Below are 14,182 nucleotides of genomic sequence, written 5' to 3'. Positions count from 1 at the left end.
TCATAATAGCCATTTGCGCTAAGTCAATTGAATTGGAGGATAATTAGAAGTAGCTTGTAACAAATACTTTTAATTTATGAACACAAAGTACCTGATGATAGCCAGCTCCCTATTGCTGGGCGCTATTGGCATTTTGCTCACATTTCTTCCACATGAAATTTCTGCTGCAATAAAGCTGATTGATACTGACCCTATTGTATTACAGTTAGTTGGAGCCCTTTATTTTGGTTTTGCCATGCTCAACTGGACTGCCAAAGACAACCTGATTGGAGGGATTTATGGGCGCCCAATAACTATTGGCAATATGACCCATTTCATAGTTGCTGGCTTGGCTTTAGTGAAATTTGCATTTAGAAATTCTTCACCTTTAATGTGGGCTATTGCAATTTTTTATGCAATTTTTGCAATATCTTTTGGCTATATTTTTACTCATCATCCAGATAAAGCAGGTAAATCATGAAACACAGCATAAAATCAATGCGCCCATTTATTGGAGCCAAAGATTTCAATGAGTCAAGACAATTTTACTGTGATCTTAATTTTGAAGAAGTCATCATCTCTCACGATATGTCTGTATTTAAAAATGAAAACTTTGCTTTCTACCTTCAGAAAGCATATGTCAAAGACTGGGTTGATAATTCTATGATTTTCCTGGAAGTTGATGATGTGGAATACTATCTTGAAGAAATAAAGAAGCTCGACCTGGTCAGTAAATATAAGCGGGTTAGGCTATCTGAAATAGTCCATAACCCCTGGGGTAAGGAGTTTTTTCTTCATGACCCATCAGGCATATTATGGCATATTGGCTCCTTCAATTAATAAAGAATTAATTATGAAAAACTTAATGCTACTCGCCTTAATCCTGATAAGCTTTTCAGCATGCATCCCTCAGGAAGAGGAAAAGTCATCAAAGCCAGAGTTTATTGAGACCGAAGAGTTTGCTGCGCGGGGTTTGCCTTTCTCAGAGGCCGTTCGAGTTGGAAATATTCTGTTCTTGTCAGGACAGATTGGCGACCAAGTAGAAACTGGGAAGCTTGTTGAAGGTGGCATTAAGGCCGAAACAAAACAGACTATGCTAAACATTAAAGGAGTATTAGAGCGCAATGGTTCTTCAATGGAAAACATATTCAAATGCACCTGCATGCTAGCTGATATCAACGAGTGGGCTGACATGAGTGCCGAGTACATCAAATTTTTCCCTAAGAACAAACCTGCCCGCAGCGCTTTTGCGGCTACGGGATTAGCCATGGGCGCACGGGTAGAGATAGAGTGTATGGCTTATGTTGAGGACTGATCTTTCTAGTTTGATTTGCCATAAAGACTAAACTCCAATTCTTTTGGAGCCATTTTTAAAATATCTGAGGTATCACCTAACACCTCATCTACCAAACCATATTCTTTTGCCTCCAAGGCATTTAAGAAACGGTCTCTTCTGAAGAACTCTTCGATTTCCTGCCTTGTATGTCCCGTATTCTTGCCCATAATATGAAAAAGTTGTGCCTGAAGGCGTTCCTGCTCTTGCGTAGCAATGCGAACATCTTCGGTATAGCCCTTAGCACCTCCACCTGTAGGGTGCTGATGAATTGTAGCCTGTGGTAAAGCGTAGCGCTTGCCCTTTTCTCCAGAAGTAAGCAGTGCCGTTCCCATACTTCCACTAAAGCCAACCGCCACTGTTGACACTGGGGCTGATATCATTTTCATAGCATCATAAATCGCCAACCCTGCATAAACCGACCCTCCGGGAGATTGGATGTACATATCGATCTGCCGCTTTGAATCCTGACTGTTAAGAAACAGTAGTTGCGCTACAACAACATTCGCCACCTGATCATCAATGGCCGAGCCTAGAAAGATAATACGTTCCTTCAGCAGCAGACTAAAAATGTCATAGGCTCTCTCTCCACGGCCATCCTGATCGATAACCATGGGAATCAAATTCGACTGAATATTCATAAATTATTTTTTAAAAATGGAACGTATTCGTTCTTGAAATGACTTGTACTTTGGAGCAGTAAGAAGTTCCCTCTCCACTAATTGAATTTCGAACCTGAGTTTCTCCCTACCATGTAGCTTCACAAGCTCATGAACCGTTTTCTGCCAAAGCACTTTGTCTTTAAACTGTGGATTTACAAGCATCCTTACATCAACAACAAGACTTTGAGCAGGATCCTGGTCAAGTAAATAGTTGTCTATCTCCTGTATCTCAATCAAGGAAATCCTCATAGCTCAAAGATTTTTGTTTTACTTGATCACGCACTTTTTCAAGACACTTAAACTTTTGAACTGTAGCCGATCTTTCACTTTTATAACCAAACCTGCCAGCCACCTGCTCCATACTCAGTTTTTCATAGTAAAAAGACTGTAGCAAGTCCATACATTTCTCTCCTGATTGTCTAAGGAATGAAAGCACTTTTTTAACTGCTGGCTTCAACTCAAACTCTTCTGAAATCTCAATATTCTCGAAACTTATAATCCTCTGTTTATTCTGCTGTTGCTTCAACCAGAGTTTTTTTACTATCCCCATTAAATAGGCCTCAGCACTAACTTCTGGATGAAAGTCTCCGGCCAGATTTTTTTCATAAAAGATTATTAACGCCTCCTGAAAAAGCTCCCTGGCATCTTCCATCTCTCCCCCTCTTCTGCTGATATATGCAGCTACTACAGGGAAAAAATCTTTGTACCATTCGGTGATTTTCTCCTTTCTGGCTTCTTGAACAGTTTGTTCTAATACTAACATAATTTGGTTTTTAACTATATGTCCCGGTTTTTATAAAGTATCACCCTAAAAATACTTTTAATTTCAATGAACAACCTCCAAATGTCATTTTCCCTGGTAGGAAATCACTTAAACCTTTAGTGGTCTTTATCACCTTATCAAACCGCTCAATCATTTCCGCTCCTTAGTCATGTATTGTTTCCGTATCTAGCATGAAAATCAGATGCGATGAAAGCAGTTACCCGTACCCAATACGGCTCACCAGATATTTTAGAAGTTAAGGAAATAGATAAGCCTGTTCCAGGAAAAGGTGAACTACTAATACGCGTGCGAGCCACAACGGTTAACCGAACTGACTGCGGCATATTACTAGGCAAACCAAACATTATCAGGGCGTTTACAGGGCTTATCACACCAACAGATCTGGTGCCAGGTACTGACTTCGCTGGAGAGGTTGAAGCTGTTGGATCAGGAGTGACGAAATTCAAAGAAGGTGACAAAGTTTGGGGGTTTAATGATAATGGACTCAGTTCCTGGGCTGAATATTTAGTTATCAATGAAAAGTCAAATGTTATTCCCATACCAAAAGAAACTTTATTTGAAGAAATAGTGGCATGCATAGAGGGCGTACATTATGCACTTAATTTCATTAACAAAGTAAAGGTCAATGCCAATGACAAAGTATTAATTAACGGTGCTACAGGCGCTATTGGGTCTGCTATGTTACAGATTCTGGTTCATATGGGTATTGATGTTACGGCTGTTGGTAATACAAAAAACCTGGACTTACTTGAGTCTTTGGGAGCCAGCAAAGTGGTTAACTATGAGCAGGAAGATTTTACCAAATTGCCTGAAGGGTCCTTTGATTTTGTTTTTGACGCTGTTGGGAAAAGTAGATTTGTCTTATGCGAGCATTTGTTGAAACCCAATGGAACATATATCTCTTCAGAACTGGGCGAAGGATTAGAGAATACTTATCTGCCACTCCTTACTAAACTCAAAGGTGGTAAGCGCGTAAAATTCCCCTTTCCATCTGATATCAAAGGCAGTTTAAATTATATTAACGACCTACTATCTAAAGGTGCCTTTCGGCCTGTCATTGACCGAACCTATTCAATAGATGATATAAAACAGGCTTATACTTATGTGCTGAGTGGTGAGAAAACAGGTAATGTGATTATTGAATATTAGAAATCTATGTGTTTCCGTTATATTTAATAAATGAAGAGGATGCATTTCAAATTGTCGCTTAATGATTTTAACATGTCTTGCATTCAAAGAAGACTCACCTCTCTAAAGCTGAGCTTGCGCACAGTTTGAATGCCCTCTCCAACTTGGAGAGGGAGCATTTATGGAGTCAACACGATAACCGAAGATGGCGTGAGGCTTCTGCTAAACATAGGCTTTTACTGCAAAAATCCCAGTTATCAGCCCTATGAAGACAGTTTAAACCAAACTGTCTGTAGGCAAATGAGTTGGAGGTCTATTAAAGTATACTTTATGGCACAACAGATGGTCATAGAATTGCGTTTGGTGAAGAAGTATGAAAAGCATTTTATCTTATTTAATTATATCAATACTAACTATTGGGTCGCTGTCTGCACAATATAGTTTTGGCCTAAAAGGCGGACTCAACTACACCAACAATGTTGTTAATCAACAATCAACTATAAATGACAGCAAGTACAAGGCTGGCATTCACGTTGGTATTTTCGCAAGTGCTGATGTGACCGAAAAAGTGGACATGCAAATAGAGCTGCTTTATTCTGGTAAAGGCTACCAATTTGTTGAAACTGCCTTTTCAGAAAGCGGATACTTGAACCTGAATTATATAACCTTTCCCTTACTCGTTGGCTACAAAGCCACAGAAGAAATCAGGTTGAGTATCGGGCCTGAGCTAGGGTATTTAATTTCGGCCAACTCCAAATTTGGACCTGATAGAATTGATGTTAGTGACAAATGGGACAATAAGTTGGACGTTGGACTGGCTGCCGGGCTTGACTATAGTCTTTCAGAAAAAATATGTGCAGGAGTTCGGTACACCCATGGATTTTCATCAGTTGTGGCTAATGCCTATGTTAGTGACAATAATGGTAATAGCACAGGCGAACGCGCTAAATTCCAAAACAGAAGCCTACAGCTTAGTTTATCCTATCATTTGAAATAGTGTAATGCATAAATTCAAAGCGACAATTAACATTATCGGAATTAACCCTTATGTATTTGTGCCTCTAGAAATACTGAAAGCTATATTTCAGCAAGCCGATAAGGAAAAGGGGCCTATTCCTATTTGTGGGAAAATAAATAACAAACCCTATACGCAAACCTTAGTAAAGTATAAGAGTGAATGGAGGCTTTATATTAATACTACTATGCTGAAAAATTCTCCGCAAATGATTGGAGAAACTATTGAGTTAACTGTAAAGTTTGATCCCTCTGACAGGACTGTGAAAACCCATCCTAAACTATTGAACGCGCTTAAAGAAAATCCAGAGGCCGAAAAAGTCTTTCAAGAACTTACCCCTTCATTGAAAAAGGAAATTATCAGGTACATCTCATTTTTAAAAACTGAAAAGAGTATCGATAAAAATATAGATCGGGCTATTAACTTCTTATTAGGTAAGGAATCATTCATAGGTCGAAAAGGGCTTAAGTCATAGTATAAGTGTCATGCCATAAAATGGAATAGTATATTTGATAATAAAACATTTATCTCCTTAGTCATGTCATCAATATTTAGGGCACATCTCGACAAATTTATTGACATCAATGATGATGAGTTCAAAGAGATTGCCAAGTACTTCTCAATCATAAAAGTCAAGAAGAAAGAAAATATACTCTTGCCAAGGCAAGTGTGCAAACGCAGCTATTTTGTGCTTAATGGTTGCCTGAGAAAGTTCTTTATTACAGACAAGGGCACAGAACAGACCACTGAATTTGCCATTGAAAACTGGTGGATGACAGACCTTATCTCCTTCGAACATAGAAAGTCAACTGACTTTTGCATTCAGGCGGTTGAACCCTCTGAGATATTGGTAATTGATAATGATAGTTATGATAAACTTTTGGAACAGGCGCCTAAAATGGAGCGCTATTTTCGATTTATCTATCAACGGGCATTTGCAGCTTATCAGATGAGAATCAAATACCTTTATGGTCATTCAAGTGAGGAGTTATACTATCATTTTAATTCATGGTTCCCTGAATTTGTACAGCGCATACCTCAATACCTAATTGCCTCCTACCTTGGGTTTACACCAGAATATTTAAGTGAAATAAGGGCTAAGTATCGATCTTAAACTAGCTTAAGTTTTTTCCATTTTCTATTGGTGAGCTTTGACTTATCAAAAACAAAAACTTTATAAAAATGGAAAAGAGAATTAGTATTAATGACACAGAGCCTCAGGCATACAAACCATTATTGGCACTTGAAAACTATCTACAAAACTCTAATCTGAACACAAGACATCTGCATTTAATAAAGATTCGTGCCTCTCAAATCAATAAATGCGCATTCTGTATTGATATGCATACAAAGGCCGCCCTAGAAAATGGGGAAACTAACAAGCGCATATTTCTTTTAAGTGCCTGGAATGAGACAACTGTCTTTTCAGAAGAAGAACAAGCTATTTTAGCTATGACCGAAGAAATAACATTAATCAGCGAACACGGTTTGTCGGACAAGACTTATAAAAAGGCTCTTGAGCTTTTTGGTGAGGACTATGTCTCTCAAATTATTATGGCCATTGTAGCAATTAATGGCTGGAACAGAATTGCAGTGAGCACTAATATGGGGATTGGGATTTAATCCCCCTTAAATTGTGTCTGTCCTGAGTTGAGATTCCCGACAAATATTAGCTCTAAAACAAAGTAGAGCTAATATTTTCGAGAATGACGATTGGTTGATTTCTAGTCCTGCACATTAAGAATCAACATCAATTTTCTCAATTACACTCCTGATAGTTCCTATATCAGAAGTAAAAATTATATTTTCTGGAATATCTTTAGAGCTGTTCATGTTCACATGGCCAGGCTTAGCCATACTCTTCTGCGCCTTTTTACCAGACATATGAAACTCCTGACAGCCGATTGATTGTAGCTTAGAAATATTAGATTCATTTATTCCTCCACCAGGCATAATGATGATTCTACCAGCAGCCTTCTCTTGTATTTCCTTAAGCAATTCAATACCCTCAATAGCACTATTTTTTTGTCCTGAGGTTAGAATCCTAACAGCGCCACAATCAATTATATCTTCTAAAGCCTGAAATGGTTCCGCAGCAACATCAAAAGCTCTATGAAAAGTAAAAGGCAATGGCCTGGAAAGTTCCACCAATATTTTAGTTCTTGCTTTGTCTACAGTGCCATCAGCATTCAGCACTCCTGATACTATTCCTTCAACACCCAATTCCTTGCAGATTCTGATATCTTCTTTAATGATCTCAAACTCTAAATCGGAGTAAACAAAATCACCACCTCTGGGCCTTACCAAAACATAGATCGCAATCTTTGTCTTTTCTTTAGCCAGCTTTATAGTAGCCGCACTTGGTGTTGTTCCTCCCTCCCACAGGTTATCACATAACTCTACCCGCTGTGCACCTGCCTTTTCAGCATTAATTACCGATTGAACAGAATTAGCACATATTTCTAATTGGTAGCTCATTTAATTAATAATCAATTCATCTATAAATAACCATGAATCATTTCCAGCGGCTTCATGCCAATCTGGACATTTACTTATTGATTTTGCCTTCATTTTCAAATACCTGCCTTTGAGTCCTTCAGCAGAAATCTCAAAGTTTTGAATCAATTCACCTTTCTCCATAGCATCAATAGTATTGATTATAATACCAGCAGATTTAAAATTCTCTCCATCTTCTGAAAGTAAAAATTCTACCTTCTCAGGGAAGAAAATCCATGATCTATTATGCTGGAAAAACGAAGTCTGAACCTTCTTGATATCTATTAATTCACCCAAATCAACGATAACTTCAACATCTGTTGCCCAGTACCCCTGCCAGTTACCATCTTTAAAATTGCTACCTCCCTTTTTTCCGTCTAAAAGTGCCCTATCGCCTCCAGCAGTATAATTAGGGCTATAATTTGAAATCAATTCAATAGGCTTTCCAACGCCTTTATGGGGAACAAAATATTGCTTTACTGTATCACTATAGAAAATATCATTTTTCTTAAAGCTAACATCAAATGTCACTGGTTCCTGTATTTCAACAGGCTGCTCATACTTTATCGCTTTTTGATTATTAATGCTGTAGTACAATTCAATATTAGGATCATAGGATGATAATTTGGCCATAAGCTCTCCATCTCTAACTTCCGAACTCACTTCCACAGGATTCTTTTCAAAACCGTAGGTGACTCCAAGTTTATTCAAAATTGAATACTGAGTTTGAACACGATCATTAAACTCCTGATAATTGCGATTAGTAGTATCACTCCATAACACTTCAGTCATGGCTAATATCCGGGGAAAGACTTTGCTATCTACCAAATGCTGAGGCGCACGCTCAGTCCACATATTACACTCGCCCCCCAGGATCAGCGATGCTTCTTCCGGGGTTAAGCCTTTAGGTAAGGGCTCAAAGGAATACACTTTTTCCAAATCAATATCATCCACTGAATAATCAAAATAGGCATGCGAGGTTGGAGAAACCACCGCATTATGTCCACTTTTAACAGCTGCCTCTGCACCTTCAAAACCACGCCAGCTTTGTACTGTAGCTCCTGGTGCTAGTCCCCCTTCCAGTATTTCATCCCAACCAACAATCTGCCTGCCATTGGCATTGAGAAATTTTTCAATTCGCTTGATAAAATAACTCTGCAGTTCATGCTCATTATGCAGACTTTCATCTTTAATTCTCTGCTGGCATTTCTCACATTCTTCCCACCTGAATTTTGGTGCTTCATCTCCTCCAACATGGATATATTTTGAAGGAAATAAGGCCATCACCTCAGTCAACACATCTTCCAAAAATGTAAAGGTAGCGTCATTGCCTGCACAGTAAATATCCTTAAACACTCCCCAATCGGTTTCTACTTCAAAAGGCCCTCCGGTACATGACAGCTCAGGATATGCAGCCAAGGCAGCGACTGAATGTCCTGGCATTTCTATTTCAGGCACTACGGTTATCCCCCGGGCAGTAGCATATTCCACAACTTCTTTGATTTCCTCCTGAGTATAAAATCCTCCATATTTACCTCCCTTACCATCATCACGCCATGCTCCAACTGAGGTTAACTTTGGATATTTTTTGATCTCAATGCGCCATCCCTGATCTTCGGTCAAGTGCCAATGGAATACATTCATTTTATAAAGTGCCAACAAATCAATATAACGCTTTACAAAATCCTTTTCCATAAAATGGCGAGAGCAATCCAACTGTAAGCCACGCCAGGGGAAACGAGGCTCATCATTTATTGTCATCGCAGGAATGACGAATGACTGATCTTGAGTAATGAGCAACTGACGAATGGTCTGAAATCCATGAAGCACTCCTTTGGTACTACCACCTTTTATTAGTATTTGTGACTTATCGACTTCAATACTGTAGCGCTCCTCATCAAGCTGTTCATCCAGCTTAAGAATTAAAGCATTATCTCCGTTATCAGATTTTGTTATTTGATAGCCAGTGAGCTCCTCAAGATAACCCTGAACTACACCAACCAATGAAGACAGTTGATCATCGGCTACAATGGCTGTATTTTCATTGAACTCAAAGTATTCATCTGCTTTGACTGTGGTTTCATTTGGCTTAGGAATAATAGAAGATGCCAATGCAACTATTCGGTCATGTTCTTGCGAACTATCTGGCTGTGTGCACCCTAAGACAAATAATATAGAAATTACAAAACAAGCTCGTTTTACCACGAACGGTCAAATTTAGTATCTACCAACTCATTGTTGATTTGCTTATTGGCAACAGCATAGTTAAACCCATTAAACACGCTATAACCACCATATTTTCCATCTTTGCGCAAGGCCAAAAAGCCCACTTGTAAACCATCCATGTTTTCATGTTTGGCGATAATCCGATCTACTGCCAGCTTACATGCTTCTTCCGGTTCATGCCCCTGTCGCATCAGCTCTACTACCAAATGACTGCCCGCCACGCGGATAATTGCCTCACCTAACCCCGTAGCACAGGCTGCCCCAATTTCATTGTCCACAAATAATCCTGAACCAATAATGGGTGAATCACCTACCCTGCCATGTAGTTTATAAGCTGCCCCGCTGGTGGTACATGACCCCGATAGGTTGCCATTACTATCCAACGCCAGCATGCCTATGGTATCATGGTTTTCCACATTGATTATTGGCTTATATTTAGATTCTTTCAGCCACTCTTTCCAGGCCTTTTCTGATTCTTCAGTAAGCAGGTTTTCTTCCTTAAACCCCTTTTCTAGGGCAAATTGCTTCGCTCCTTCACCAACCAGCATAATATGCGGTGTTTCTTCCATAACCTTTCTGGCCACTGCAATAGGATTTTTAATATCCTGCAAAAAGGCCACTGCCCCACATCTGCTTTTCTCATCCATAATACAGGCATCTAAAGTCACTCGCCCTTCCCTATCAGGGCGGCCACCGATGCCCACTGAAGCACCTGTTGGATCATTCTCCACTTCCATCACCCCTTTTTCAACGGCATCTAATGCGGTACCTCCGGCACTCAATATCTCCCACGCTTTTTTATTGGCCATAATGCCGTGGTTCCAGGTAGATATAACTACCGGTTCCTTTGAAGAAAGAATAGGTGTATTTTTACCAAATGCTGAGAAAGCGTTGAATGAAAAAAGGCTGCCTAGTGCAGATAGTTTTACGAAATTTCTTCTTGAAGTCATGAGGCTATGATTTTGTAAACGGGTCAAAAATTAGCTAAATAAATTGAGTTGGGAATAACCGATAAAAGAAAATCCCATAATCAAGTTGAGTAAAAAGGCAACTCCATTTTTCTTATCATTTATACCTCTGTGTTTCTCCGTGCACTCTGTAGTTTTTATTTCCAACCACAGAGGTCACTGAGGGCCGAAGAGAATATTGCGAACCCAACAACCCTTTTGCATTCTAACGACATGCTCTATTTTCATTTTCACCTTTAGATTTTTTTTTGTTTTCGTAAGCTCTCTGTGTTTCTCCGCGCACTCTGCGGTTTATATTTCTAACCACAGAGACCGCTGAGGGCCGAAGAGAATATGAGCATCGGATGACACTTTTTCATTCAAATGACAGGCACTAACTTGATTTTCAGCTTAGGAATTTTTTATTTCTCATAAGCCCTCTCTCTGTGTTTCTCCGCGCACTCTGCGGTTAGCTTTTTTACCACAGAGAACACAGAGGGTCGCAGAGAATATGAGCATCGGATAACACTTTTGCATTCCAACGATAGGCATTAATTTGATTTTAAACTTAGGAATATTTCTTTTTCATAAGCCCTCTGTGTTTCTCTGCGCACTCTGTAGTTTATTTTTTTGCCGCAGAGAAAATTGTCATCGTTATAGAATTTCAGATAATCGTGTAATTTGGCAATCCAATAAATACACAAGCACTTATAATGAAACAGACCTTATCCACCTTAATCATCCTATCTATCCTATTTTTTTCGTGCAGCAAGCAAGAAAAAGTGCTTCATGAGTATGTCAATCCGTTTATTGGCACTGGAGGACACGGCCATACCTACCCTGGCGCTTCAGCACCATTTGGAGGAGTGCAATTAAGTCCGGATACCAGGCTTGAAGGCTGGGATGGCTGCGGTGGCTATCATTATTCAGATTCTATAATCTATGGTTTTTCGCATACGCACCTGAGCGGCACTGGCATTCCAGACTATGCGGACTTTCTTTTTATGCCGGCTACTGGCGAACCTAAATTTGATAACGGCTACAAAACCTCTCCTGATCAGGGTTATGCCTCCAGGTTTTCACATAGCAATGAAAAAGCTGTAGCAGGCTACTATCAGGTTTTCCTGTCAGACTATAATATCAATGTGGAATTGACCTCCACCACCCGGGCAGGTTTCCACAAATACAGCTTTGATAATCCTGAAGATGTTTACATCATAATAGACCTGGAACACCGCGATGAGCTGCTGGACTATAAGCTGGAAGTGGTTGACAATAAAACCGTGCAAGGAATGCGTGTATCCAAAAGCTGGGCCGTAGAACAGTATGCTTTTTTCTATGCTGAACTCTCAGAAGCTGTTGATGAATTCATCTACAATCAGGATTCAACAAAGTTGATTATGAAGTTTAGCCCCAAAAAGGAAATTCTAGTGAAGACAGGTATTTCAGCTGTAAGCACAGAAGGAGCCAAAAAGAATTTACATGCTGAAATTCCTGATTGGGATTTTGAAGGTGTAAAAACACAAACGCAAATGGCCTGGGACAAAGAACTGGCTAAAATAGAAGTGGAAACGGTAAATGACATTGACAAAGAAATTTTCTATACGGCCCTTTATCATACTTATCTAAATCCTAATACTTTTCAGGATGTTGATGGTCAGTACCGGGGCACTGATTTAAAAGTTCACGAAGCAAATGGCTTTAACAATTACACCATCTTCTCGCTTTGGGATACCTATAGAGGTGCGCACCCGTTGCACACCATCACTCAGCAGGAAAGGACTAAAGATTTCATAAACACCTTTTTGAACCATTATAAAAATGGTGGAAAACTGCCAATGTGGGAGTTATCTGGAAATTATACTTATTGTATGGTAGGATATCATTCAGTGCCGGTAATTGTAGATGCGTATGAAAAAGGGCTTACCGATTTTGACACGGAGCTGGCATTGGAGGCCATGATAAAAACAGCTACAGCCGATGAATTGGGCAAACAGCATTACATCCAAAAAGGGTATATGGCCTCTGACGAAGAGCATGAGTCAGTCTCCAAAAACCTGGAATATGCCTATGACGACTGGTGTATAGCTCAATTTGCCAAAGTGTTAGGCAATAATGAGGTATATGATGAATACATTCAACGCGCTCAATATTATAAACACATTTTCGAGCCCACATCAGGTTTTATGCGAGCTAAATACAATCAGCAGTTTACTGAGCCCTTTAATCCAACTGAAGTGAATTTTAATTTCACCGAAGCCAATTCATGGCAGTATAGCTTCTATGTTCCTCAAGACATCTCAGGGTTAATTAATCTTCATGGTGGTAAAGATCAGTTTGAAAAAAAACTAGACTTATTGTTCTCCACGACCAATGAAACTTCTGGTCGTGAGCAGGTGGATATTACCGGTCTGGTTGGGCAATATGCCCATGGCAATGAGCCGAGCCACCACATGACCTACCTCTACAATTTTATTGGCAAACCATGGAAAACGCAGGAAAGGGTAAGGCAAATGCTGGACGAAATGTACACCAATCAGCCTGATGGACTGATTGGCAATGAGGACTGTGGTCAAATGTCGGCTTGGTATGTTTTGTCAGCCATTGGTTTTTATCCGGTAACACCTGGAAGTACCGATTATATTATTGGATCGCCCAAAATAAAGTCTGCCAATGTGAATCTTGAGAATAGCAAAACCTTCTTTGTCACCGTCAATAACCAATCAAAAGACAACATTTATGTGAAATCAATATACCTCAACGGTCAGCCTTATAATAAATCTTTTATCTCGCATGCTGATATTATGAAAGGCGGTGAATTGGTATTTGAAATGTCTTCGGAGCCAAATACTGAATGGGAACATGAAATCCCAGTTACATCAATCGAAGATCAATTGATTACGGCAGTGCCTTATGCAAAAGCGGCAAGCCAGGTATTCTTCGATTCTTTAAAACTGGAGCTTTTGAATATTGATAGCAGGGCTAAAATCTATTATACCTTAGATGGTAGCACACCTACTACCCAGTCTACAATATATAGCGAACCGTTGACCTTGACTAAGACCACCAATATTAAAATGATGGCAGCTGTGGATGGTCAAGTTCAAAGCAAAGAAGCCGCCTCGAAATTTATAAAGGTGGATAATAAGCGTACGGTGAGGTACAAGAATATGTACAATAGTCAATATGCAGGAGGTGGCGAAAATGGATTGATCGACTATATACGTGGTGGTGATGATTTCAGAACTGGCGCTTGGCAAGGCTGGCAAGGCCAGGATGTGGAATTGGTGATTGATTTAAATGTTGAGCAAAATATCAAAACGATTAGTGCTGGCTTTTTACAGGACATTAAATCATGGATCTGGATGCCTAAAAAGGTTACGTATTCAGTATCAAATGATGGTGAGAATTTTAAAGAAGTGGCCACTATTACAAGCAAAACTGATGACCATAAGGAAGGTGTGGTTTTGGATGATTATACTGCCAAAGTAAACACCAAAGCGAGATATGTAAAAGTGCAGGTAGAAAGCTATGGTGAAATACAGGAATGGCACCTGGGCGCTGGCGGCCAGTCATGGATATTTATGGATGAGGTGGTTGTGGAGTGATAAA

The 14,182-nt window shown here is 39.6% G+C and carries 15 protein-coding genes; 9 read left to right on the top strand and 6 right to left on the bottom strand.

Annotated features, from left to right (window positions below):
- Nucleotides 1-76 precede the first annotated feature (76 nt).
- The 3 genes from RIB54_RS05830 to RIB54_RS05820 are packed head-to-tail and all read left to right on the top strand — an operon-like array spanning nucleotide 77 to nucleotide 1,294.
- Nucleotides 77-460 carry a hypothetical protein gene (locus RIB54_RS05830; RefSeq protein ID WP_350070111.1) on the top strand — a complete coding sequence of 128 codons (384 nt, stop codon included), beginning with the start codon at nucleotides 77-79 and terminating at the stop codon, nucleotides 458-460.
- Complete coding sequence (locus tag RIB54_RS05825) at nucleotides 457-819, top strand: VOC family protein (protein ID WP_350070114.1); 363 nt, start codon at nucleotides 457-459, stop codon at nucleotides 817-819. The genes RIB54_RS05830 and RIB54_RS05825 overlap by 4 nt, the downstream gene beginning before the upstream one ends.
- 13 nt (nucleotides 820-832) lie before the next feature.
- Complete coding sequence (locus tag RIB54_RS05820) at nucleotides 833-1,294, top strand: RidA family protein (protein WP_350099690.1); 462 nt, start codon at nucleotides 833-835, stop codon at nucleotides 1,292-1,294.
- 5 nt (nucleotides 1,295-1,299) lie between these two features.
- Here RIB54_RS05820 and RIB54_RS05815 read toward each other — a convergent pair whose 3' ends face one another.
- Genes RIB54_RS05815 through RIB54_RS05805 form a run of 3 tightly spaced genes read right to left on the bottom strand, consistent with a single transcriptional unit; the run spans nucleotide 1,300 to nucleotide 2,737 of the window.
- Nucleotides 1,300-1,953, bottom strand: a complete 654-nt coding sequence (locus tag RIB54_RS05815) for a ClpP family protease (protein WP_350070120.1) — start codon at nucleotides 1,951-1,953, stop codon at nucleotides 1,300-1,302.
- 3 nt (nucleotides 1,954-1,956) lie between these two features.
- Entirely contained in the window at nucleotides 1,957-2,223 is a 267-nt protein-coding gene (locus tag RIB54_RS05810) for a hypothetical protein (RefSeq protein ID WP_350099689.1), read from the bottom strand.
- Nucleotides 2,204-2,737 carry an RNA polymerase sigma factor gene (locus tag RIB54_RS05805; RefSeq protein ID WP_350099688.1) on the bottom strand — a complete coding sequence of 178 codons (534 nt, stop codon included), beginning with the start codon at nucleotides 2,735-2,737 and terminating at the stop codon, nucleotides 2,204-2,206. Before RIB54_RS05805 ends, RIB54_RS05810 begins: the two co-directional genes overlap by 20 nt.
- 207 nt (nucleotides 2,738-2,944) lie before the next feature.
- Here RIB54_RS05805 and RIB54_RS05800 point away from each other — a divergent pair, with 207 nt between their 5' ends.
- The 5 genes from RIB54_RS05800 to RIB54_RS05780 all read left to right on the top strand — a co-directional run bounded on the left by RIB54_RS05800 (nucleotide 2,945) and on the right by RIB54_RS05780 (nucleotide 6,524).
- Nucleotides 2,945-3,907, top strand: a complete 963-nt coding sequence (locus tag RIB54_RS05800) for an NAD(P)-dependent alcohol dehydrogenase (protein WP_350099687.1) — start codon at nucleotides 2,945-2,947, stop codon at nucleotides 3,905-3,907.
- A 352-nt stretch (nucleotides 3,908-4,259) separates the two neighbouring features.
- Nucleotides 4,260-4,883 (top strand): porin family protein, encoded by a 624-nt coding sequence (locus RIB54_RS05795; RefSeq protein ID WP_350099685.1) that lies wholly within the window; start codon nucleotides 4,260-4,262, stop codon nucleotides 4,881-4,883.
- Between the two features lie 4 nt (nucleotides 4,884-4,887).
- Entirely contained in the window at nucleotides 4,888-5,376 is a 489-nt protein-coding gene (locus tag RIB54_RS05790; RefSeq protein WP_350099684.1) for a YdeI/OmpD-associated family protein, read from the top strand.
- Nucleotides 5,377-5,439: 63 nt separating this feature from the next.
- Nucleotides 5,440-6,015, top strand: coding sequence for a Crp/Fnr family transcriptional regulator (locus tag RIB54_RS05785; protein ID WP_350099683.1), 576 nt, complete (start codon nucleotides 5,440-5,442; stop codon nucleotides 6,013-6,015).
- Between the two features lie 68 nt (nucleotides 6,016-6,083).
- Nucleotides 6,084-6,524, top strand: a complete 441-nt coding sequence (locus tag RIB54_RS05780; protein ID WP_350099682.1) for a carboxymuconolactone decarboxylase family protein — start codon at nucleotides 6,084-6,086, stop codon at nucleotides 6,522-6,524.
- Nucleotides 6,525-6,638: 114 nt separating this feature from the next.
- Here RIB54_RS05780 and RIB54_RS05775 read toward each other — a convergent pair whose 3' ends face one another.
- Genes RIB54_RS05775 through RIB54_RS05765 form a run of 3 tightly spaced genes read right to left on the bottom strand, consistent with a single transcriptional unit; the run spans nucleotide 6,639 to nucleotide 10,573 of the window.
- Nucleotides 6,639-7,379, bottom strand: a complete 741-nt coding sequence (locus RIB54_RS05775) for a copper homeostasis protein CutC (protein WP_350099681.1) — start codon at nucleotides 7,377-7,379, stop codon at nucleotides 6,639-6,641.
- Nucleotides 7,380-9,602 carry a glycoside hydrolase family 20 protein gene (locus RIB54_RS05770; protein WP_350099680.1) on the bottom strand — a complete coding sequence of 741 codons (2,223 nt, stop codon included), beginning with the start codon at nucleotides 9,600-9,602 and terminating at the stop codon, nucleotides 7,380-7,382. It abuts the gene before it with no gap.
- A complete protein-coding gene (locus RIB54_RS05765; protein ID WP_350099679.1) occupies nucleotides 9,596-10,573 on the bottom strand; it encodes an isoaspartyl peptidase/L-asparaginase family protein in 978 nt (325 codons plus the stop codon). Before RIB54_RS05765 ends, RIB54_RS05770 begins: the two co-directional genes overlap by 7 nt.
- Nucleotides 10,574-11,283: 710 nt before the next feature.
- Between RIB54_RS05765 and RIB54_RS05760 the strand changes: the two genes are divergently transcribed.
- On the top strand, nucleotides 11,284-14,178 hold the full coding sequence (locus RIB54_RS05760) for a GH92 family glycosyl hydrolase (RefSeq protein ID WP_350099678.1): 2,895 nt from the start codon (nucleotides 11,284-11,286) through the stop codon (nucleotides 14,176-14,178).
- The last annotated feature ends 4 nt before the right edge of the window (nucleotides 14,179-14,182 follow it).

The organism is Fulvivirga sp. (assembly GCF_040218215.1).
Classification (GTDB): domain Bacteria; phylum Bacteroidota; class Bacteroidia; order Cytophagales; family Cyclobacteriaceae; genus Fulvivirga.
This window is presented reverse-complemented; position numbering and strand designations above follow the sequence as displayed.